Origin of the sequence: Streptomyces botrytidirepellens, from assembly GCF_003721215.1 — a bacterium.
Taxonomy (GTDB): domain Bacteria; phylum Actinomycetota; class Actinomycetes; order Streptomycetales; family Streptomycetaceae; genus Streptomyces; species Streptomyces himastatinicus.
Genome location: NZ_RIBZ01000154.1, coordinates 46,399 through 67,830 on the forward strand (window position 1 = coordinate 46,399; position 21,432 = coordinate 67,830).

21 protein-coding genes and 2 pseudogenes are annotated in these 21,432 nt (G+C 69.7%); 7 read left to right on the top strand and 16 right to left on the bottom strand.

Annotated elements, in window-relative coordinates; genetic code table 11:
- Positions 1 to 16: 16 nt before the first annotated feature.
- Positions 17 to 521: pseudogene (locus EEJ42_RS11660) on the bottom strand (transposase).
- A 171-nt stretch (positions 522 to 692) separates the two neighbouring features.
- The gene (locus EEJ42_RS11665; protein ID WP_123099870.1) at positions 693 to 1,181 is read right to left on the bottom strand and encodes a hypothetical protein; all 489 of its coding nucleotides are present in this window, start codon (positions 1,179 to 1,181) and stop codon (positions 693 to 695) included.
- Between the two features lie 87 nt (positions 1,182 to 1,268).
- Between EEJ42_RS11665 and EEJ42_RS11670 the strand changes: the two genes are divergently transcribed.
- Positions 1,269 to 1,985, top strand: coding sequence for an IS5 family transposase (locus tag EEJ42_RS11670; protein ID WP_123099871.1), 717 nt, complete (start codon positions 1,269 to 1,271; stop codon positions 1,983 to 1,985).
- Positions 1,986 to 2,255: 270 nt separating this feature from the next.
- Here EEJ42_RS11670 and infA read toward each other — a convergent pair whose 3' ends face one another.
- Complete coding sequence (gene infA / locus EEJ42_RS11675) at positions 2,256 to 2,480, bottom strand: translation initiation factor IF-1 (protein WP_123099872.1); 225 nt, start codon at positions 2,478 to 2,480, stop codon at positions 2,256 to 2,258.
- Positions 2,477 to 3,268 carry a GNAT family N-acetyltransferase gene (locus EEJ42_RS11680; protein ID WP_123099873.1) on the bottom strand — a complete coding sequence of 264 codons (792 nt, stop codon included), beginning with the start codon at positions 3,266 to 3,268 and terminating at the stop codon, positions 2,477 to 2,479. The genes infA and EEJ42_RS11680 overlap by 4 nt, the downstream gene beginning before the upstream one ends.
- A 1,127-nt stretch (positions 3,269 to 4,395) precedes the next feature.
- On the opposite strand from EEJ42_RS11680, the pseudogene EEJ42_RS54615 reads away from it, so the two are divergent.
- Positions 4,396 to 4,576: pseudogene (locus EEJ42_RS54615) on the top strand (transposase); the annotation flags it as partial.
- 314 nt (positions 4,577 to 4,890) lie between these two features.
- On the opposite strand, the gene EEJ42_RS11695 reads toward EEJ42_RS54615, so the two are convergent.
- The 7 genes from EEJ42_RS11695 to EEJ42_RS52725 all read right to left on the bottom strand — a co-directional run bounded on the left by EEJ42_RS11695 (position 4,891) and on the right by EEJ42_RS52725 (position 12,010).
- Positions 4,891 to 5,649: an SDR family NAD(P)-dependent oxidoreductase gene (locus EEJ42_RS11695; RefSeq protein ID WP_221179357.1), complete on the bottom strand. Its 759-nt coding sequence runs from the start codon at positions 5,647 to 5,649 to the stop codon at positions 4,891 to 4,893.
- Positions 5,650 to 5,678: 29 nt separating this feature from the next.
- A complete protein-coding gene (locus EEJ42_RS11700; RefSeq protein ID WP_342778278.1) occupies positions 5,679 to 6,704 on the bottom strand; it encodes an NADP-dependent oxidoreductase in 1,026 nt (341 codons plus the stop codon).
- A gap of 46 nt (positions 6,705 to 6,750) precedes the next feature.
- The gene (locus EEJ42_RS11705; RefSeq protein WP_123099876.1) at positions 6,751 to 8,706 is read right to left on the bottom strand and encodes an oxidoreductase; all 1,956 of its coding nucleotides are present in this window, start codon (positions 8,704 to 8,706) and stop codon (positions 6,751 to 6,753) included.
- Positions 8,707 to 8,735: 29 nt separating this feature from the next.
- Positions 8,736 to 10,382: a GMC family oxidoreductase gene (locus EEJ42_RS11710; RefSeq protein WP_123099877.1), complete on the bottom strand. Its 1,647-nt coding sequence runs from the start codon at positions 10,380 to 10,382 to the stop codon at positions 8,736 to 8,738.
- Positions 10,379 to 10,540, bottom strand: a complete 162-nt coding sequence (locus tag EEJ42_RS50800) for a hypothetical protein (protein ID WP_184503038.1) — start codon at positions 10,538 to 10,540, stop codon at positions 10,379 to 10,381. The genes EEJ42_RS11710 and EEJ42_RS50800 overlap by 4 nt, the downstream gene beginning before the upstream one ends.
- A gap of 351 nt (positions 10,541 to 10,891) precedes the next feature.
- Positions 10,892 to 11,518 carry a LysE family translocator gene (locus EEJ42_RS11720; RefSeq protein WP_123099878.1) on the bottom strand — a complete coding sequence of 209 codons (627 nt, stop codon included), beginning with the start codon at positions 11,516 to 11,518 and terminating at the stop codon, positions 10,892 to 10,894.
- Positions 11,519 to 11,560: 42 nt separating this feature from the next.
- On the bottom strand, positions 11,561 to 12,010 hold the full coding sequence (locus tag EEJ42_RS52725) for a hypothetical protein (protein WP_246096376.1): 450 nt from the start codon (positions 12,008 to 12,010) through the stop codon (positions 11,561 to 11,563).
- Positions 12,011 to 12,206: 196 nt separating this feature from the next.
- Here EEJ42_RS52725 and EEJ42_RS53805 point away from each other — a divergent pair, with 196 nt between their 5' ends.
- Positions 12,207 to 12,761 (top strand): calcium-binding protein, encoded by a 555-nt coding sequence (locus EEJ42_RS53805; protein WP_123099879.1) that lies wholly within the window; start codon positions 12,207 to 12,209, stop codon positions 12,759 to 12,761.
- 72 nt (positions 12,762 to 12,833) lie between these two features.
- Here EEJ42_RS53805 and EEJ42_RS11735 read toward each other — a convergent pair whose 3' ends face one another.
- From EEJ42_RS11735 to EEJ42_RS11745, 3 genes are all read right to left on the bottom strand, one after another.
- On the bottom strand, positions 12,834 to 14,039 hold the full coding sequence (locus tag EEJ42_RS11735) for a PucR family transcriptional regulator (protein WP_123099880.1): 1,206 nt from the start codon (positions 14,037 to 14,039) through the stop codon (positions 12,834 to 12,836).
- A gap of 366 nt (positions 14,040 to 14,405) precedes the next feature.
- Positions 14,406 to 15,779: a GntR family transcriptional regulator gene (locus EEJ42_RS11740; protein ID WP_123099881.1), complete on the bottom strand. Its 1,374-nt coding sequence runs from the start codon at positions 15,777 to 15,779 to the stop codon at positions 14,406 to 14,408.
- The gene (locus tag EEJ42_RS11745) at positions 15,776 to 16,171 is read right to left on the bottom strand and encodes a helix-turn-helix domain-containing protein (RefSeq protein ID WP_184503039.1); all 396 of its coding nucleotides are present in this window, start codon (positions 16,169 to 16,171) and stop codon (positions 15,776 to 15,778) included. Before EEJ42_RS11745 ends, EEJ42_RS11740 begins: the two co-directional genes overlap by 4 nt.
- A gap of 132 nt (positions 16,172 to 16,303) precedes the next feature.
- Here EEJ42_RS11745 and EEJ42_RS50805 point away from each other — a divergent pair, with 132 nt between their 5' ends.
- Entirely contained in the window at positions 16,304 to 16,453 is a 150-nt protein-coding gene (locus EEJ42_RS50805; RefSeq protein WP_184503040.1) for a hypothetical protein, read from the top strand.
- Positions 16,450 to 18,429, top strand: a complete 1,980-nt coding sequence (locus EEJ42_RS11750) for an oxidoreductase (RefSeq protein WP_123099883.1) — start codon at positions 16,450 to 16,452, stop codon at positions 18,427 to 18,429. Before EEJ42_RS50805 ends, EEJ42_RS11750 begins: the two co-directional genes overlap by 4 nt.
- Here EEJ42_RS11750 and EEJ42_RS11755 read toward each other — a convergent pair.
- The gene (locus EEJ42_RS11755) at positions 18,374 to 18,790 is read right to left on the bottom strand and encodes an MFS transporter (RefSeq protein WP_246096377.1); all 417 of its coding nucleotides are present in this window, start codon (positions 18,788 to 18,790) and stop codon (positions 18,374 to 18,376) included. The two genes, EEJ42_RS11750 and EEJ42_RS11755, sit on opposite strands and share 56 nt — an antisense overlap.
- On the opposite strand from EEJ42_RS11755, the gene EEJ42_RS11760 reads away from it, so the two are divergent.
- Complete coding sequence (locus EEJ42_RS11760; protein ID WP_221179362.1) at positions 18,776 to 19,060, top strand: SDR family oxidoreductase; 285 nt, start codon at positions 18,776 to 18,778, stop codon at positions 19,058 to 19,060. The genes EEJ42_RS11755 and EEJ42_RS11760 overlap by 15 nt on opposite strands.
- A 95-nt stretch (positions 19,061 to 19,155) precedes the next feature.
- Here the strand turns inward: EEJ42_RS11760 and EEJ42_RS11765 are convergent, their stop codons facing one another.
- A complete protein-coding gene (locus EEJ42_RS11765) occupies positions 19,156 to 19,782 on the bottom strand; it encodes a TetR/AcrR family transcriptional regulator (protein WP_123099884.1) in 627 nt (208 codons plus the stop codon).
- Between the two features lie 199 nt (positions 19,783 to 19,981).
- Here EEJ42_RS11765 and EEJ42_RS11770 point away from each other — a divergent pair, with 199 nt between their 5' ends.
- Positions 19,982 to 21,325, top strand: coding sequence for a sugar ABC transporter substrate-binding protein (locus EEJ42_RS11770; protein WP_184503041.1), 1,344 nt, complete (start codon positions 19,982 to 19,984; stop codon positions 21,323 to 21,325).
- Positions 21,326 to 21,432: the final 107 nt, after the last annotated feature.

Below are 21,432 nucleotides of genomic sequence, written 5' to 3' on the forward strand. Positions count from 1 at the left end.
GGCTGATCGCCCGCCCTCACTCCCGACAAAGTACGGTGCGCAGTCGTCGCCAGCAGATGACAGCGCAGCCGAGGGTGACGAACGCGTGGTGGATGTCGTCACGCATCTCCCAGCGGATGAGCAGGCGGCGGAATCAGTGCAGCAGCGCGACCGCTCCTTCCACGACCCAGCGGTACACGCCCAGACCGGAACCGTGCCCGGTGCCGCGCCGGGCGAAGTGCGGGGTGATCTGGAACCGGCGGACCTGGTCCCGGTAGACCTCGTGGTCATAGCCGCGGTCGGCGTACAGGCGCTGCCATACCCCGGGCCTCGTTCCAGTCCCGCAGCCGTCGCCAGCAGGTCATCCCTGAGCCGAAGCCCAGCTCCTGGGGCAGAAACTCCCAGCGGATCCCGGTATACAGCACGAACAGGATCCCGCGCAGCACCTTGCGACTATCCAGACGCTTACGACCTGGACGCCGCGGATTACGCGGGACGACCGGCAGCAGCGGCTCGATCCGCGCCCACAACTCGTCGTCGATCTCCCACGGTCTGGCAGCGGTCTTCCTCGTCTCGACTGGCTCGCACCCCCTTCGGCCAGCATCAACGAGAACTGACACGCCGTCATTCCCGGAGGTCCAGAAACCCCTTTTTGTTAGGAGCTGTTAAGGAGTTCTAACAGAATGATCGGCGGCATGGCGGAGTGCCCCCCCTCAACGGATAGGGTGTAGGACAGCTGCGTAGTCCTCTCCGCCGTACAAGGACTCATAGCGGATCTTGAGTATGAGCCGCCGGTTGATCAGGTCCTCGACCTCGGCGTGGTCCTGCGGATCGTAGCTCGCGACACTCAACAAGTACTGTTCGTAGTCGGTGGCGATGACCTCTCCACAGTTGAAGGTCACAGCGGATGGGCGCACTGACAGGTGGTCACGGACGTGGTCGACACTGGGAGCGTTCCAGGCGCCGATCACTTCGTCATCGACGGTGAGCGTGCTGTCGACGATGACCGCCGGTCCAAGTCCGGAGTTGGTGAGCCGGATCCCTGCCCTGCCTCCCGTCGGCCAGCCGCGGTGTAGCTGGAGCATCGGGCGCACCGAGTGGCGGTTGTGCTGCCGCATCGCGCGCGTCTGGTAGACCGAGACGACCAACGACGCGACAGCAATCACGACCGCGCATATCGCTGTGACGGTCTCTGCGTTCATCCCATCCCCCTGGTGAAGTCTCCTCGCTCGGACGGTATCCGAACCGAACAACGTGTCCCAGCCCGACCTTCACCGGTTGGCCAGCTCATGGGGGCGTCGCCTTGGGTCGTTTCGGATGAACTGTGGGAGCGGATCGAACCGCTGTTGCCGAGCAAGGAGCGGCGGTTCCGGTATCCGGGCCGCAAACCACTGCCGGATCGGGATGTGCTGTGCGGAATCCTGTACGTGCTGCACACCGGGATCCAGTGGGAGTACCTGCCCAAGAAGCTGGGCTTCGGCTCAGGCATGACGTGCTGGCGGCGGCTGCGGGACTGGAACGAGGCCGGGGTCTGGCAGCGGCTACACGAGGTCCTGCTCGCCGAGCTGAACGCCGCAGCCCGGCTCGACTGGTCCCGCTGCGCGGTCGACTCCTCCCACGTCAGGGCCCTAAAAAAGGGGGCCCACACGGGCCCGTCCCCGGTCGACCGGGGACGGGCCGACTCCAAGCGCCACCTGATCACCGACGGACACGGCACCCCGCTCGCCATTCTCCTCACCAGGGGCCGCAACGACGTCACGCTGCTGCTGCACCTGCTTGACACCGTCCCGCCCGTCCGCCGGATCCTGCCCATCATCGCCCGCCGCGGCACACCCCCCGGCAGCGGACTGGGGGTCTACCGTTGGGTGGTCGAGCGCACCTTCGCCTGGCTGCACGGCCTCCGGCGCCTACGGGTCCGCTGGGAACGCCGAGCCGACATCCACGAAGCGTTCCTCAAACTCGCCTGCTGCCTGATCACCCTGCGCCAGATCCGCTCATTGTGTTAGCAGCTCTTAAGAGCTCGTGACACGATCTTGTTGAACGGCCCTGTTCGGCTGTGACTCCCCGGCCGCGGCTGGTGGACGATGACCTGTGGGCGCTGATCGCGCCGCTGCCGCCGCCCTGACCCGAGAAGGCTCCTGGCCCGTGGCCGGTGCCGGACCGGGGGCCGGAGCGGTGGCCGCCGCGGGCCGGCGAGCCATCATCGGGGCCCCGGTCACGGAAACGCCGTGACCGGGGCCCCAGGATCAGCTGTCACAGAAAGGTGCCGACCGCCGCTAGTTCCGGTACCGGAACACGATCCGGCCGCGCGTCAGGTCGTACGGCGGGAGCTCCACCAGCACCCGGTCTTCCAGCATGATCTTGATGTAGTTCTTGCGGATCTTCCCGCTGATGTGCGCGAGCACCCGGTGGCCGTTCTCGAGCTCCACGGTGAACATGGCGCTGCGCAGGCACTCGACGACCTTGCCCTCGACTTCGATGACATTCTTGTTCCTCGTCATCGCACCAGCTCCAGGTTGCTGCTCATCGGCCGGGCGCCGATGCCCTCGAACAGCGCCGAGGCTGCTTGGTTGGACTCGTGGACTTCGGTCCAGGCCGCGGCGAACCCGGAGCGGTGCAGCGTCCCCAGCGCGTGGGCGATCAGCGCCCGTGCGATGCCGCGGCGCTGCTCGCCGACCCGGACCCCGACCAGCCCGATGCGGGGTCGGTTCACCGTCACCACCCGGATCAGACCCAGGTAGCGGTCCGGCGCCGCGGCCACCGCGTACTTCGACGGGTCGACGATGGTGTCGCCTTCGGGGCGGGGAATTACCTCCGCGGGCATCGACTGCCACCCGACGGTCGCCTCGACTTCGTCACGGATCGTGCGGTCCACTGCCCGCAGCAGGCTCTCGTCCGCCTGACCGGCGGGCACGATCGCCACGCCTGAAGGCGGCAGGACTGCTTCGAGCCCTGTAACCCGCGGGTCGGTCGGCACGACGTACTCCCACTCGCGGCGCCGGATCGTGAAACCGGCCCGCCGCCAGCAGGCCGTCAGCTCGACGTCGGCTTCGTCGACCACCGTGTACAGGGGCGCCGGCAGTTCCGCCAGCATCGCCTCGGCGAGCCGGTCGAAGGTGGCGTCGTGCCAGGCGTCGATGCTGACGAACAAGCGTCCGTCGGGCCGGTGCTCCGCATGCCCGCGGCCGACCACCAGGTCGTCATCCAGTGCATGCCATTGCCTGTCCGCGACGCGCGTGATTATCACCGCGTTCTCGCTCAGGCCAGATGTGAAAGGCTTCGTGTTCATCGGAGTCTCCCCTTCCAGGAGTGCCTCGATCTCAGGCGCTCCTGGCGACACCGAACGTCAGCCGCCGGACCGTGACGGGTTGAGGGAGCACCCATAGGTAACTGTGTTCACGGGGCTCACCTCCATACGACGAACTTCACGGTCCACCGCGAAAGTAGCAGCGAGGCGCCGCCTCGCTCCAATCATTTCCTATGAGCTCGTAACACGATCATGATCTCCCTTGTCGCCCAGGAGGCAGGGAAGCGAGCAACCTCGAACTCTTCGGTGCCACCGCCGGATTGCGCCGAGGACACGTCATCGGGTCGCCGGCGATGGACCGGCCAGGGCGCTGACGGATGGCTGCGTCGGGCTGTCGCCCGGACGAGGAAGTGGTCGCTTGCCCAGCCCCGTGCGGACCGGCAGAACCCGCGCGCCCGCACCTCCGGGAAATCCCGGTGGTTGAGCCGCCCAGCCCTTAGGGCGGCTGTCCGGGTGCGCTGGGGGGTCGTCCCGATAGCCCCTACTCGGACCGGACAGCGACCGTATGAGCATGACATCGACGGCACCCACAACCCGACTGTTCAGTGTCCTCATCCCCCTCCTGCTGCTGTCGTACGGCGCGCTTCGCCTGATCGACGGCATGGACGGCGGCCACGGCCCGGGGGTGGCCTGGAACCTCGGCCACACGTTCTTCCTCGCCGCCTTCCTCCTGTTCGGCGCCTTCGTCGTGTTGCTGCGCAGCCTCGTTCCCGCGGTCACCGTCGGGACGAGAACCGCTGCCAGTGCCGCCATGGTTGCCGGAGTGTTCGGCGCAGCCTGCTTCGTCTGGGTGATCCTCGGCGATCTGTTCTCCGCCTTCGCCGACTCCGCCCCTCTGCCCGGCCCCCTCGAGGTCGCAGGCCCGATGGCCTTCCAGCTCGGTATGCTCACCTTACTGATCATGTTGGTGGCCGTACGGCCCAGGCAGCTGCCCGTGTGGAGCCCGGCGCTGGTGTTCGTGTCCTTCATCCTGATCGCGATCAGCCTCGACCTGATCCCGCTCGCGGCCGTCGTCCTCATGGCCGGCCTCACACCGCTGGCCCGCAACCGCACACCGGCCCCGGGCGACAGAGTCGGGCTCATCCTGACCTGCGCATTCGACAGATGCTCTGGCCGAAAAGGCGGGCCATGTCCGGCCAGGACAGATGCAGCGCCTGCTGCGTTACGCCCGCTGGGAGCGACGGCACCGTTCTCGTCGTCGACGAGACGGGCTTCGTGAAGAAGGGCCGTACCTCGGCAGGCGTGCAAAGGCAGCACACCGGCACCGCGGGACGCATCGAAAACGCCCAGCCCGAGAACATCCAGTTCACCACGCGGCATCGGCGCTACACCGCCGTCCGCGCGGGCGCCGTCGCCGACCGCCTGCCCGCCACCGCCTGGCAGTGGCGCGGCTCGTGCTCACCGACGAGCGGTTCGCCCTCTCGCTCTCCGGTGGACGGCACAGCGTCGGGCAGCCGACGAGCGAGGTGCTATGGGAGGACACCGTGGTGGCGAATCTGGCGGGCAGCAGACCACCATGGGGCGAGTTGGTCCGTCCGGATGCTCATGCCCTCACCAAGGCGACAACACCAGGTCCCAAACGGGCCGTCCGCCACCCGTCCTCCTCACCGCGCGGTGTATCCGCCGTCCGCGTAGACCTCCGAGCCGGTCATAAAGGTGGAATCATCGCTGACCAGGAATGCGACGACGGCTGCGATCTCCTCCCCACGGCCCAGCCTTCCGATCGGGGTGCCGTCCAGCATGGCTTCGTGGCGGGCCGTTCCCTCGTACCTCTCGAGCAATTGCCGGGTCCCGATGAATCCGGGGTGCAGGGAGTTCACGCGAACTCCGGAGTCGGCCCAATGCAGCGCCGCGTTCTTGGTGAGCGTGCGCACGGCCCCCTTGGCCGCATGGTAGGCCGCGCTGTTCCCCATGCCGCCCACCGTGCCGAGGATCGAGGACACGTTGACGATCGATCCGCCTCCCGAGGAGGCGATGAGCGGGCCGAGGTGCTTCATACCGAGCCAGACCCCGGTGGAGCCGATCGACATGACCGCCTCCCAGCGCTCGATCGTCTCGTCCTCGACCGTGGCGATGCTGCCGATGGCAGCGTTGTTGACCAGCCCGTCCAGTCGGCCGTACTCGTTCCGGATGAAGCTCGCCAGGTCGATCCACTGGGACTCCTCGGCCACGTCGAGCCGCGCGGTCACATGCCGTCCGGGCGTGCCGTCCAGCTCGGCGGCGAGGGCGCCGCACGCCTGCTCGTCGAGGTCGGTGAGCACCAGGTGGGCGCCCTCCTCCGCGAGTCTGGCGGCCGCGGCCGTGCCCAGTCCCCCGGTGGCGCCGGTCACGCACACGACCTTGTCCCTGATGCGTTCATCCACCGCCGGCACAGCACACCTCATTCATCGGGTCAGCCGAGGCTGACGAGCGTCTTTCCGGTCGTTCGGCCGGCGATCATTTCCGTCAGCGCGTGCGGAGCCGACTCCAAGCCCGCGAAAACCGTCTCGCGATAATCCAGGTCGCCGCTCCGAAGCCACCCGGTCATCCGGCGCCGCATCTGCCCCATGAGATGCAGGTTGCTGCTCCCGCGGAACCCGCGGAGGGTCAGGTCCTTGGACACCGCGAGGAACAGGTTCCGCGGCCCGGCCGGGCCGGACTCGTACTCCGAGATCGAGCCACACATCGCTACGCGCCCGCCCCGCCTCAGGTGTGACAGGGCGGCCTCGAGGTGGGCCCCTCCGACGGAGTCGAAATAGACGTCGATTCCGGCGGGCGCGATGTCGCCCAGCCGTGCCCCGATGTTCCCTGCCCGGTAGTTGAAGGCGTCGGCGCCCAAGCGGTCGCGCAGCCAGTCGACCTTCTCGTCGGTGCCCGCGCTGGCCACTACCCGGTTGCCCATGAGCCGTGCGATCTGCACGGCCAAGCTGCCCACCGCCCCCGCGGCAGCCGAGACCCAGACGGTTTCCCCGCCTCGTAGCGCGTCAACGACGTGCAGACCGGCGTAGGCCGTCAAACCCATACCGCCCAGCGGGCCGAGATACCACTGCGGCTCGCATTCATCGACGTCCAGGCGTGTCAGGGTGCCGAGTCCGCCGAGCTGCTCGGCACCCGCGTCCACGACGGCGTACTCGCGCCACCCCTGGGCGTGCCACACCACGTCACCCGGGGCGAAGCCCTCGGCCCGGGACTCCACCACCTCCCCCACGGTCATGATGCCGTCCATGGCGCGGCCGAGAGCGAAGGCGGCGAAATAGCCGGAGGGCGCGTCGGGCCGTAGCCGCAGCCGAAGGCCGGGGTCCACCGATGTCCACGTGTTGCGTACGAGCACCTGCCCGGGCCCGGGCCGGGGTACGGGGACCTCGATCACCTCGAAGTCGTCCGGGCTGACGCTGCCGACCGGGTACGCCCTGACCCGGATCTCCCGTCCAGTCCGCATCACCATATTGAACTAATATCAGTTTGGTTTGACCGGGCGCAATGGGTTAAGCGTGCCTGTGCGGCATGCGGTGTCGTACAGCGGTGGCGATTCTGACGGCGGCCTCCCGCCCCTCGGCGATCGCGTGCGCCACACGGCGCGGAACCACGGCGTCGCCCACCGTCAGCACCAGGGGGGCGGCGCAGTCCAGGGCTCCGCGCGGGCGGCGCTCCCCCACCACGACGACCCGGTCCGCGGGCACGGTGGTGGTCCCTCCGGAGGTGCGGTGAGCGACGGTGACGCCCTCGGGGCTGATGCCGGCCGCCGTGCACAGCGGCAGGATCTCGAGCTCGCAGGTGCCCGAGAGACGTTCCAACAACTGGACGCGGCTCTCGGGCGGGATCGCCCCGGCGAAGGCGGTTCCCGGCGTGACGAAGGTGATGCGGGGAACTCCCGCGGCCACGGCCAGTTCTACGACGTCGCACCCCGGCCACCAGCCGAAACCGTCGTCGGCCACGAGCACCTGCGCGGCGCCTGCCAGCGACGGAACTCCCCGCGCCAGCACGACCGACGAGGCCATGGCACCGGCCGCCAGCAGCGGCGATGTCTCCTCCGCGCCCGTGGCCAGCACCACGGCGTCGAATCCTTCGAGCTCAGCGCCCGGCTCCACGGTCTGCCCCAGACGTACGTCGACACTCGCGGCGGACAGTCCCCGTTCGTAGAAGCCGAGCAGGGCGCCCCAACCGGTGCGGTGGGGCGCCAGAGCCGCCGTGGTGAGCTGTCCGCCCAGTCGGTCGGTTGCCTCGAAGAGGACGACATCCGCCACCCCGGCGTGGGCGAGACTCAGCGCGCACTCCAGGCCCGCGGGTCCCGCCCCCACGACGGCGACGCGCTGTCCCGTGGCGCGTGCCGGATCCCACGCGCGCACCAGCGGTGCGGCGGGCCGACGCGGTTCGCCGGGCGGTGCCAGGTCCGGGTTGACCACGCACAGCAGCACCGGGTCGAACGTCCGGCAGTCCTCGTTGCAGGCCACGCAGGGCCGGACCTCCGCCGCACGGCCGGTGAGCACCTTGCGCGGCAGGTCCGGGTCGGCGATGAGCGCGCGCGCCATCCCCACCAGGTCGGCTCCGGCCGCCAGGGCGTCGCCGATCGCGGCCGCGGTACGGAAGGCGTGGGACGCCACGAGCGGCCGGGTGACGAGCGGCCGCAGACGCGCCAGATCGTCCAGCACCGGTGGGCTTTCGGTGGCCATGTCACGGACGTACGTGGTCCGCACCCCGACGGTGACGTTGACGTAGTCGACCAGCGGATCCACGGCCGGGAGCAGCGCGGCCAGCTCGTCCGGCGTCAGCGCCACGTCCTCCGAGGCGTCGACGCTGAAACGGATGCCCAGCAACGCGTCGGCCGACAGTCCGCGCATCGCGGCGATCACCCGCTCCAGTACCTCGAGCCCGTCACGGCGCGGGTTCGTGCGCGGCGAGAGGAACTGCTCCAGCAGATAGGCGTGAGCGGCGTGCAATTCGATGCCGTCGAACCCCGCCTCCAGAGCGTGGGCGGAGGATACGCGGAACGCCTCCACCACCCCGTCGATCTCGCTGCCGAGCAGAGCACGCGGCGCCGTCGGCTCACGGGGAGAACGCACGGCCGCGGGAGCGACCGGCGCGTAGTACGACTGCGCGCCGAGCGTCTCCCGGCCGAGGTGCACAAGCTGGCAGACGGCGACCGCGCCTTCGGCGTGCATGGCCTCCACCCGCTCCCGCAGCGGACGCACCGCCTCCGGACGATGGAGCTGAAGGATGTTCCCCTGCCGCGGCGCGGACTCCGGCGCCACCGTCGTACCGCCGCAGACCAGCAGCGCCGCGCCACCGGCCGCCAGACGGCCCCAGTACTCGGCGTCGCCGCCAACCGGCAGCCCGTCCCGTACGAAACCGCTGGCGTGGGCCGTGGCGACCAGCCGGTTCCGCAGCGTCGACGAACCGATGACCAGCGGCGCGGCGGCCAGGGGAAGAGGTGATGCGGCCATGGGCCCTCCGGCATCAGTCATGATCGTGACTACGCCGGGGTGACGGCGCTCTCGCCCGCGAGGGGGCCGGCGAGGCGTCCGCGGATGAGGTCCGACAGCCGTTCCGCGGCGGCGATGGTCGGCAGGTTCGTATTGGCCCGCGGCACCTCCGGGAACACGGAGGCGTCGGCGACCCAGAGCCCGTCGAGGCCGAGGACGCGGCCGGACGGATCGACCACCGCACGGGGGTCGTCGGGCGCGCCCATGCGGCAGGTTCCGCAGATGTGGCCGGTGTCGCCGATGGTCTCCATCAGCCAGCGGTCGATCGTCGCGTCGTCGGACAGCGCGTCGAGGCCCCGGCCGGCGATGTCGATGGCGATGTGTTCGAAGGCGGTGTCGAACGGCCCGCTGCGCAGCAACTCCAGGCAGTGCTTGACGCCGTCACGCATCCGGACGAGGTCCGAGGGGTCGCTCAGCAGGTCCTGGTCGATCCCCGGATGCACGTCCGGGTCGGCGGAGGCCAGGCGCAGCACGCCGCGCGAGAACTGCTGGTTCGCCCACAGGCAGAGCAGGCCAGGGCCGCCCGCGGCGTGGCCGCCACCGGCGCCGCCCCAGGTTCCGCCGGTGCTTTCGGCGACGAGATGGGAGTCGCCGGGGTTCGGCAGGGCGAGCGTCTGGTTGATCGAGGTGATCATCATGTCGTTCTCACCCGCTCCCGCCAGTCCGGAGGAGTAGCGCAGACAGCAGTTGGCATGCCGGGCGTTGATGTCGGGCTGCTTTCCGGGCCGGGCGTACAGCCAGAACAGCGCCAGAGGATGTTCCTGCATCCCCTCACCGACCGGGAGCGCCGCCACCGGGCCGTCCGGCCCGATGCCGGACCGCAGCAGGATCGCCGGGGAGTGCACCGCTCCGGCGCACAGGACGACGTGCTGGGCACGGACTTCCGTCCAGTCGTTCCCCCGGCGCAGCCGCACCCCCACGGCCCGGCCGCCCTCGATGAGCACCGTGTCCACCGTCGCGCCGCCGAACACCCGCAGATTGGGGCGCTGTCGGGCCGGCTCGAGGTATCCGTCGTTGGTCGTGACCCGCGCACCGTCGCGGGAGCTGATGGCGTACGGCGAGACGCCGGTCCCCGTCGGCCCGTTGTGGTCGTCGCACCAGGCGTGGCCACGCCCCAGCGCCGCCTCGGCGAGCGCGTGGTCGGCAGGGCCCCAGTCGTCGCGGCCGAGCCGCTGCACCGGTATGGGTCCGTGATCGCCGTGGTGAGGGCGGTCGCCGAAGTCCGCGTCGCTCTCCATGCGTCGCAGGTACGGCACCATGTCCGCGTACGACCAGCCGGGACAGCCGTACGCCGCCCACCGGTCGTAGTCGTCCGGCATGGCCCGGAAGGCGATCATGCCGTTGACCGACGACGAACCGCCGAGGCCCCGTCCGCGCACATGCGGCCGCGGCGCCTGGGCGCGGCTGCGCCGCGACGTCAGGCCTGGCCACTGGAACTCCGCGCAGGCCGTCTCGTCCAATGCCCGCCAGCCGTTCATACTGCGCAACTGCGGTGGGGCGTCGGCGGACCGCCAGTCGCGCCCGGCCTCCAGCAGCACGACCTCGCTGGCCGGATCCTCGCTCAGACGCGCCGCCATCACGCTACCGGCGCTGCCGCCGCCGACGACCACCCAGTCGGCTTCCAGTGTCGGCGTCATGGTGCCCCCACCTCCATCCACACGCTGGACATCGTCGCCTCGTCGGGCGAGGCGACGGTCTCGCTATTGATGACGTGGCCGAAGGGCGGCCGTCGTAGACGCCTGGCTGCGGACTCGGACTGGCGGTACGGCGAAGGATCCGTCGACTGGGTGGACATGTGCGGCTCCCCTTGGCGCGACGCTGCGCGTGGCCGGCCGGGTCGGTCAGCCGTGAGGGTCGTCGTCCCACGGCGACCCTCACGCCGGATCGCGCGTGAAAGACAGAGATTGAACTAACTTCAATTCTGTGGGGAGCGTACTGCCCCGAACGGAAGAGCGGCAAGGCTCGTGACAGGCATTGATATGACGCGTGTGACCACCCCGGCGCCACACCGTCCGCCGCGGCGGATTCCCCATGTCTCTGCCATGACGCAGCCGCAGTCCTCGCCGTCCGGGCTCCAGAGATCGTCGCGGCCTTTCGCGCCCGGGGGTGGCCAATGCCCGACCGGCTGGACCACCGGGGTTACGACTCAACTCGCCGTTGCGGTCCGAATCCCCAGGCCGACCAGTACGGCTCCTGCCAGACGGCTCATCCCACGTCGGAATCGAGGTGTGTCGATTGCCGTGCGCGCGGCGGCGACCACCGAAGTCCAGAACAGCAGCCACACCAGCACGACGGCCACATGCGCGACCGCAAGCGTCGCCATCTGTGGCGCGATGGAGCCGCTGGAGGTGAGGAACTGCGGTACCAGGGTGAGATAGACCGACGCTGCCTTCGGGTTGAGGACGTTGGACCACAGCCCCTGGCCAAAGCCCCCGAGTTGAGTCCACGGCAAGCGCCATCGCCTCCGCGCAGCTGGATCGGCTCCTCGACGCGTCGAGCGCCACGTGGTCACGCCCAGCCAGATGAGACAGATGCCGCCCAGGAGCTTGACCACCGTCAGTGCCTGAGCCGACGCCACCACCAGGGCCGACAAGCCGATCGCCGCGAATGTCGCGTGCACCAAGAGCCCACACCCTGAGCCGAGTGCGACGCGGACACCGTCGGCCCGCGAACCCGCGATCACCTGCTGTGTCACGAGGGTGAAGCTGGTGCCGGGGACCAACGTGAGGGGCGTGACTGCGGCCACGAAGGCGAGTACTTGATGCCACTGCACACCACGAGCCTAGGCATCGGGCACCCGCGAAGCCACCGGCCCTCAGGCGAGGAGTCCGCACATCACGGTCTCGGGCAGTGCTGGATTGGCAGCCGCGTGCCCGCCCAGCTCCTGGTCGTCGAGGAGGGCGAGCAGACGCCCGACCGGCAGTCGGGGATGGCGGGCCGCCCCCGCGCGGACGGCTGCGTCCGGGTCGCGGGTGAGCCGGTCGGCGGTGCCGGGCGCGAGGCCGGGGTCCAGGACGGCCAGGCGCCGTTCGTCGGACGCGCCGGCGTCCGCGAAGCGCGCGCCCAGTCCCGTGACGGGGAAGCGGGGATCAACGCCGCTCGCTGGCGCGTCCAACTCGGGGGCGAAATCCTCCCGCGCTTGGTCGTCCGCCGCGCGCATGGCGGCGCGCAGGCCCTCCTCGTCCATCCCGGCGGTGATGGTCTCGCACCACCAGGGCAGCCGGACGGCGATCTCGAGCGACTCGCTGACACTGTCGGCGATCACGACACGGTCTCTTGAATGCGGAGGTGCATCAGGTCGATCCCCTGCCGCCTGGAGCCCGGAGGCCCTTTGCGCGGATTCACAGTCCGGCGCCCCTCGCGGACAGGCGTTTTCTCCCTGGTTCACGAAGACGCGCCGGTCGGGCGGGCGGAAGGCTGTGCGGCGTCACTTCGCACCCCCTTCCGAGGAGGAACATCGAATGACCCGACACGGAATCAGACGCTGCACCGCGCTGCTGGCCTGCACCGCGGCCCTCACCGGCGCCGCTCTCGGCGCCGGTGGGACGGCTCAGGCTGCGACCTCGGCGAAGGCGCCGACGCTTTCGGCGGCGACCACCTGCACCGACCCCAAGACGGGAGTGCCGCTCACCGCCACGATCGAAGGGGACAAGAACGCCAACGCGATCTGGGGCACGCCGGGCAGCGTCGTCAACGCCTTCTCGGGGGACGACTGGGTCTTCTCCGACCTGATCAGCACCTCCGCCGTGGTCTGCCTCGGTGACGGCTCGGACAACTTCAACCCCAGCGACCCGACCAATGTGTCGGTGGGGACGTACTTCGGCGTGAGCGGCCAGAACGGCAACGACAACATCACGGGAGGCACGGGGAACGATTACCTCTTCGGCGACAGCCCCGACAACGCCTCCCACTCCGGCAATGACACGCTGATCGGCGGCCCCGGCTACGACGTCGCCAACGGCGGTCCCGGGATCGACCGGTGTGACGCCGAAGTCGAGATCAACTGCGAGCTCTGAGGACGGGCACCGGGGGCCTCGTAGGCCGCTGGGGGGAGCTCGGGCATACGCCGCCCCGTCGGCACACCGGGCTCATGTCATCCAGGCCCCGGAGGAGGCCCTGGCGACCACCGCGCTCAGGATGCGGACGCCACGGGCGGATCCGGGGTCGACATCGGTGAGTTGCCGCACCCGCTGGAGACGGTAGTCCAGGGTCCGCGGATGGATGTTCAGCGCCGCGGCGGTGTTCCTGCGGTGCATGTCATGGGCGTAATACCGCTCCAGGGTGGCGAGCAGCTCGGGTCCCCGGGCGAGGCTCCGGGCTATGCCGGACAACCAGGTGTCGATCTCGCGGTCTTCGGCGACCGCCAGTTCGACGAAGACATCGGCCAGGGTGTGCAGGCGACGGGGCACCGGCTGGAGCGGAGCCGCCAGGCTGATGCGCCGGGCGCGCGCGTACGCGTCGGCCAGCGCGTGGACGCGGCCCGTACTGGTGCCGATCGCGCAGGGCCGCGCCACCGCCTGGCCGGCGTCGCGGACGAAGGCGAGCGCCCGGTCCCGCGCGGACCGGTCGCGAACCGGCTGGGCCGTACCAGGAGCGCGGTCCTGGTCTGCGGGTACCAGGGTCACCAGTTCCTCGGCCCGGGGCCAGGCCATCGGCACCCGGTGGCGGGCCAGGAGGGCTTCGACGGTCCCCTCGCGTCCCGCGGCGGCCAGGGCGGGACGGCCGGGGACGTGGACGACCACCACCTCGTACGATGCGGCCAGACTCATGCCGACGGCGCGGGCGAGGCCCGAGGCCAGGGCGTCGTCGGTGAGGAGGGCCGTGGTGAGCGCGCGGACCCGGGCCACGAAGGGCAGGCGGCGCTTCTGCTCCGCCACATGGCCGCGGGTGTAGGCGTCGATGCCGCGTGTGCCCTGCGTGGTGAACCAGGCCATGATCCGCATCAGTTCATCGGTGTTCTCCGGGCCGGACGCCTCCTGGATCTCCCGGAGCATGAGGTTGGTGTGCAGACCGAGGACTCGCCGCCGGGACGCGGCGGACATCCCCGTTCTGGCCCGCGATGCGCCCATCGACGCGATGTTGTCGAGATCCTCCTGGGTGAGGGGAGTGCCCTCGGGGGCTAATTCCAGGGTGCGGCGTCTGAGCCAGACCGCGTACTCCAGCGCTTCGGTTCTCAGTCGGCCGTCGTCCTCCACGAACCGGTACTCGGGGATCTCCCGTCCGTAGACCTCGACTTCATGGCGTGCGTCGTCCAGGGTGCGCCGGGCCAGTTCGGCGAAGAGATGACTTCCCATCGGTCGGTGCCTCCGTCAGTCTTCCGGGAACTCCCGCAGGACCGCACGGGGACAGCTATACGCAGGGGCGGTGCTCCACGCGGCGTTCCCGATGTCGGATGGGTCGAGACCGAGCATGCCACCACTCGACGGCGGGCGGTCGGCACGGACCGCGTTCCGTGCGCGGAAATTCACCTCGCCGCCGCCCGCGCGACCGCCTCGGTCAGCCGGACGGCGGCGTAGTCGGCGAACAGTCGGCGGCTCGCCGTGATACGGCGCTCCCGTCACGCGGAGGGCTCGGCTTGAGGCGGGCGATACAAGGTCGAACGGCCCCTGGCCAACCCACCGTGAGCCGTGAAGGCGTAACGGGTCGGTGAATCGCGTGGGTCAGTGAGGCCGCTGTCGACCGCCCCGCTGCTGGGTGACGCCGGAGATCGTGAGCCACAGTTCGGGGTCGAAGTTCTCCGTCGGCAGCTGAGCCACCATGTACCTGACGCCGATGTCCAACTTGGCGCGCCACACGCGGACGGCCTCGCCCCCGTCATGCTCCCGCAGCGCGCAGAAGATCGCCCTGTCGGCCCGCTCGATGCGGCCGGGTACATCCGCGTAATCGAGCTTGAGGATGGCGATGAACATCCGTAGCTGCATCGTGAGACGCAGGAAGAACAGTGACGTGTGGCGCAGCCGGGCTGCGCGCGCGATCGCGTCCTGGAACCGGAGGTCGGCGTCTCCGATCCGGGAGTGGTCCTGGTGCCGCGCGACTCGGCACACGTCGGCGAGAGCGGTGCCGACCGGGTGGAGCGACTCGGGTTCGAGTGTGGCCAGCCGCCGGAGGATCACCGCACCGAGCGCGGCGCGCGCCGCGTAGACCTCCATGACCCGTTCCGCCGTGGCCATCGGAATGGTCGTGCCCCGGTGGGGCATCGACTCGACGAGGCCGTCCTCGGCGAGCAGTCTCAGTGCGTCACGGACCGGGCCACGGGAGAGGCCGAGCCGCGCGGCCAGCGGTGCTTCCTTGATCCGCTCACCCGGCGGGAAGTGTCCGCTGGCGATCTGTTCTCGCAGCGCGTGGGCGACCCGGTCCACCAGGCGCGGGGAACCCGGTATGCCTGTATCCGCTCCGGACATGGCGGTGAGGTGAGAAGTGTCCGGCGGTGAGTCGTAACCAAGGTGATGTCGCTCGGGCCGGCCGGGCACCCAGATCAGCGGCCCGGACCGGTCGGCCAGCCACGTCCGGACGCGGTCGCGGAGGTCACGCACGAGCGGCCGCGGCACCGTGCCGTGACGGTTGTCCGGGTTTCCGAGCAGCAGCGCCCTCGCGTCGTCGGCCCACGTGCGGCCGACGGCCACCGGATACACACGGAAGCGCGGGTGCCGACGCAGCCAGTGGGCGACGTGAGGATCGGTGTGCACGGCTGCGCCGCCCACCAGGATGTGCACCTCGGTTCCGGGCCGGTGGGCCTGGTGGAGCCGGTCGAGGAACGCTCGGAAGCCGCTCGTGTGCGCTTCCGACACGTCCGGCGCGCCGGCGTCGGCGGCGTCGGCGGCGAAAGCGCCGGCCGCGGTGAGGACCAGGACGGCGTCGTACCGGTGGCTCGTCCCGCGTGCGCCCCGGGCGGCGCTGCCGGCGGACAGTGTGTCCTCGGCCAGGACGACCGCGAGAGCACGCACGGGCGGATCGAGCAGGACGCCGCCGATGGTGCGCTCCCGCCCGGGAAACCAGTCGGCGGGCGCGACCGCGCCGGGATCGAGTGACTTCATGATGCGGCTGAACTTGTCTGGCTCACGCCGGTCGCCGCGGCGAGCGAGCGGGTGGACCACCCGGATCCGCCCTCGGGCGGATCCTGGAGCAGCTGGAGCACGACGCGGTCGCGCTGCGCTCCGGTCACCGCGCGCGGCCGGCCGGATCGTGGCCGATCGGCGAGTCCGGCGAGACGCCCGGCCAGGAACCGCGAGCGCCATCTGCCGACCAGTTGCGGGGAGATGCCCAGGCGGTCGGCCACTGCCCGGTCGGTCGGTTCCTCCGCGCGGGCCAGGATGGTCCGGGCACGCAAGCCGATCGCCTGCGACGACACCCGGCTGCGTGCCCAGTTCTCCAGCGTCTGCCGCTCCTGGCTCGTCAACGTCACCGCGGCCCGCGAAGGTCTGGCCATGGTCGGACTATAAGAGAACTTTCGACTCGGAGATCCCGTCTTTCCTGGCTGCCGGCCAAAATCCTTGTTGACATCCTGACCTGTTCGCATACTCCCAGCCACCGACCACGGCCACCCCGAGGTGATGTTCCGATGACAGTGGCGAAGCCCGCGCTCGATGAGACACCGGTCAACTCTTTCCATAGACGCACCGTGCTGGTCATGGACGACACGGTGGCCTCGGCGTTCCTCGTCGACCGGCTCGACTTCCCTCGCCCGACCGGCAAGGAGGACCACGCATGAAACTCATGGAACGCTTCCGCCTCGCACACCTGACGTTGCGCAACCGCATCGTCTCCACCGCCCACTCCGAACAACTCGCGGTGAACGGGCTGATCACTCCCCACTTGGAGGGCTACCACCTGCGCCGGGCCCGGGGCGGCGCAGGGCTGATCATCGCGTTCGGTTCCGCGTCGGTGAGCGCCACGGCGGCGAACAGGTTCAACCCCGCCCTCTGGGACCCGGAGAACGAGCCCGCCCTGCGCCGGATGGCCGACGCCGCGCACGCGGAAGGCACCCCCCTGATCGCCCAGGCCACGCATCGCGGTGCCCGGGAAGTGATCGCGGATCCCGACCAGGAGCACGTGGCGCCCTCAGGGGGCGCCGGGTTCCTGCCCAGCGGCACGCCGCGGGTGCTGAACAAGGAGGACATCGCGAGCCTGGTGCGCGACTACGCGGATGTCGCCCGGCGACTGCACCGCTGCGGCTGGGACGGCATCGAGGTGACGGCGTACGGTACGCATCTGCTCGAGCAGTTCTGGAGCCCCGTGCTGAACCGCCGCGACGACGCCTACGGTGGCAGTCCGGAGAACCGGCTGCGGTTCGGTTCCGAGGTGCTGCGCGCTGTACGGGACGCCGTGTCCGGTGACTTCGTGGTCGCCCTGCGCATGTCTCTCGACACCCGGACCAGGCGGCTCGGGCTGAGCAGGGATGACCTGCTCGACATCGCCGGTCACTACGACGAACTCGGCGTCGTCGATCTCTTCGACGTCGTCGGCAGCAGCTCGGTGACCGCCGATGGCGCCGTCGGCACCGTGCCGACCGCCGACTACCCCCGTGGCGTGTACCGGGAACTCGCGGCACGGGCACGATCCCGCCTGCGCGCCCCGGTGCTGGTGGCCGGACGAGTCCTGGACGCCGAGCAGGCCGAGGACGTGGTCACGTCCGGGGACGCCGACCTGGTCGGCATGACGCGCGCCATGATCGCCGAACCCCGGCTGGCCGCGCAGATCCACGCCGGCACGGCAGAACTGGCGAGGCCGTGCATCTCGATCAACGAGGGATGCCGCCGTGTCGGCGCGTCGCTCACGCTGGCGTGCTCGGTCAACCCCGAGGTGGCGCACCCGGAACTGGCCGAGACGCCCCTGCCTGTGGACCCCGCGGGCGCCGGACGGACCGTCATCGTGGGTGCGGGACCCGCCGGCATCGAAGTGGCCCGCGTACTGGGGAGGAGCGGACTGGCCGTTGTCGTGCTCGAACAGGACGACAGCGTCGGCGGTGGCATCGGCTACGCGCTGCTCGCCGATCCACACCAGGTGCGCCAGTACCGGCGCTGGGCGGAGCGGGCCCTGTCCGAACACGGTGTGGAGGTTCGTCTCGGCACCCGCGCCACGCCGTCCGTCGTGGCGAGTCCGACGCTTGAGCGCGTGGTGTTCGCGGGCGGCTCGTCGCCCGCGCTGCCCCCGTGGCTGGAGTCCGCGCACTACGAGGTACGGACCGATGCGGACTACCTCGCCGGGGCATGGGAGCCGGCTCACGACAGCGACGTCGTCGTGTACGACCCCGAGGGCTACAGCGCGGGCAGCGTCATCGCGCTCCGGCTGGCCAGGGCGACCGATCGCAAGGTCACCCTGGTGACGCCGCTGGGGTCGGCAGGGGGCCAGGTGGAGACACCGAATCGGATCCGGCTCACCAAGGGGCTCCTCCGCTCCGCCGTGCGTGTGCTGCCCTACACCGAACTCATCCGCACCGACGACTCGAAACTGTTCCTGCGCAACGTGGTCACCAAGGACACCACCGAACTGGATGCGGGGAGCACGGTGCTCGGCTGCGGATACCGATCGCCGGACGAGGAGCAGCTCGTGTCGCTGAGGGCGGCATGCCCGCACGCAGACTGGCACGTCGTGGGCGACGCCTCCTCCCCCGGGCTGATCCGACACGCCGTCACCGGTGGCAGCCGCCTCGCCCACGACATCCTGCGACGGCTCGGGACAGGTTGAACGTGGAGACGTACAGCGAGGAGGCTGCCTCGCTGGTGTCCGGTGCGGCGTCGAGGATCCAGGTCTGGAAGGTGACCGGCACCGCGCCGTAGCCCAGGCCCCACAGGATCAGGATGGCGCCCGCTGTGACGGCGGTGTTGTCGACGAGCGCGAGGAGCACCATGGCGGCGGGGAGGACGGCGGAGATGCCCACGACGGTCTGCCGCAGCCGCTTGGCGATGAGCGCTCCGGCGATGAAGTTGCCGCAGATGCCGGCGACGCCGAAGGTCAGCAGCAACACCCCGATCATGTTGTCGTCTACTCCGTCGTCCTGGAGGATCGGCCTGACGAATGTGTAGGCGAGGAAGTGACCGGTGATCACGAGGAAGGTGATGCCGATCCCCGTACGTACGCCCGCGTTGTCCTTGTCGCCGACGCCGGCGTCACGGTCAACTCCCTCGCCCCCGCGCTCATCGGAGGCACCCGGATCCTGCCCGCCGACGCCGGCGCGGTCAGCCGGCTGCCCGCGCCCACCCCTGTAGGACGCCTCGGAACCCCCGACGAAGTCGCCGCCATGGCCACCTCGATGGTCACCAACGGCTACCTCACCAACAAGGTGATCACCCTCGACGGCGGCCTGTATCCCAGCTGATCCCCCCGGGCCCTCACCGGGGAGCGGTGCTCGTACGGCTGGCGGGCCGACCGCAATCGCAGAGACCCGGCCCCTTGGTCCGGCGGCAGCGCGGATCAGGTGTCGAGGGCGTCTTGGATGCCCAGCAGGTCCTCGAGCGCGGCCGTCACCCCGGCGACGAGGTCGCGACGCGGGTCGATGAGCCACTGGAGCTGGAGTCCGTCCCAGAGGGCGACGAGGGACTCCGCGATGTTCCTGGGAGCCCTGCTGTTGGAGATGCGCCCCTCGTCCTGGTCACGACGGACGGCGATCGCGATGGCGGCGATGACCCTCTCGTACCTGTCACGGAACCACTCATGAGCGGGGTGGTCCGGAGCCGAGGATTCCGCGGCCATGAGGGCGAGGAGTCGCAGCATCTCCGGCCGTTCGAGATTGCGACGAACGTATCGAAGGACAGCACTCGCCACACCCTTCGTACGGGTGTCCGACTCGAAGGATTCGATGCTCGCGGCATCGGCACGCTCGAGGACGGCCACAAGGAGTGCGCTCTTGGTGGGAAAGTGGTGCACCACGCTGGTCAGACTGAGATCGATCTGCTTCGCGATCTCCCGCAGAGAGCCGCCTCGGTAACCGCGCGCCGCGAAGACGGATGTCGCGGAGCTGACGATCTCGGCCCGGCGGCGCGCGCTCTTGGCGTACGGGCCCCGCCGGGCGGCCGGACGAGCGCTCATCTCTTCGGTCATGGCGTCAACCCTATGGCGACGCCCAGCTCACCACCCCCTCCGTCGGCACCCACGTCGCGGGGGCCGGCGACGGGCTGCCGCCGACCGGGTCCCGCCACGCCGATGGGGACGACGGCCGCTTGGAGCCGGAGTTCACCTCGCCGAAACTATGGCACCTGTTCGGTTTTCGATGTACGGTCTCGCTCACCCACACCACGACGTGCTGAAGAAACGCTCGCGCATCCATCAGGTGGAGAGGGGCTGGACGACGATGTTCACATCAAAGATCGCGAAGACACTCGTTGGCGGTTTGACCGCCGCCCTGGTTCTGACCGGCTGTGGCCGCACCGACGCCAAGCAGGGGCAGGCCGACAAAGGACCTCCGATCGACACGTCGCGGGCCAGGGGCGACATCACCGTGTGGGCGATGGGGACGGAGGGCGAACTCCTGCCCCAGCTGGCCGCGCGCTTCGAGAAGGCGAACCCCGAAGCGAAGGTGCGGGTCACCGCGGTTCCCTGGCAGGACTACGGAAAAAAGGTCGAAACGGCGATCGCCTCCGGAGACACCCCTGATGCCACCCTGGTGGGCACCGCGGACCTCGCAGCGTTCGCGACCACGAGCGGACTGGAACAAGTCCCGCCGAAACTTGTCGACAACTCGGCCTTCTACCGTGGCGCCGTCCAGAGCACCGCCTTCGAGGGAGCCACGTACGGCGTCCCCTGGTATGTGGAAACCCGCTCCCTCTTCTACCGCAAGGACATGGCGCGGGCCGCAGGAGTTTCCGCGCCGAAAACCTGGCACGAGTACCGCCCCTTCCTCAAGGCCCTCCAACGGCAAGGCGCCAGGTGGGGTCTCTCTTTGCCCACCGGCGCGGCGCAGAGCTGGCAAAGCGTGTTGCCGTTCATGTGGCAGGCCGGAGCCCGGCTCGTGAACAAGGACGGGACCAAGTTCACCTTCGATACGCCAGAGGTGCTCAAGGGACTGCAATTTTACCGATCGTTCATCGCGTCGAAGACCACGAGCCCGAACGGTCCGATGAGTCTCGGAGAGATTGAACCGAAGTTCGTTGCCGGGTCCACTGCCGCACTCATTTCCGGCCCATGGGAGCAAGGTCTGCTGAAATCTGCCGGCGGCCAATCCTTCGTCGACGACAAGGTGGGGGTCGCGCCGCTTCCGGCGGGGCCGAAGTCCAATACCAGCTACATCGGCGGCGGACACTGGGCGGTGTTCAAGGACGCCAAGAACCGTGAGGGCGCATGGAAGTTCATCCGGTGGATGGCCCGGCCCGACAGTCAGAAGGCATGGTACGACCTGTCCGGGGATCTTCCCGCTGTCCAGTCGGCTTGGACCGAGGGGAAACTCGCGACCGATGCTTCCATGGCCGTGTTCCGGTCCCAGCTCAAGACAGCACAGCCGGGACCGAATACCACGACGTGGAAGCAAGTCACCGCAGAATTGGATGCCGAGATCGAGAAGGTCGCCAAGGGCACCTCATCACCTGAGGCCGCTGTGCAGCGGCTCCAGGCGAAAGCGTCGACGATCGGAACCGGAAACCAACGATGACTTCCCCCGCTTCCATGCAAGCCCCGCCGGACCGAGCTGCTCAACCGCGTCGGACGGCGCCTCCCAGGGGCACATCAGGACGAGTCCGGCGCACCCTGGCCGCATGG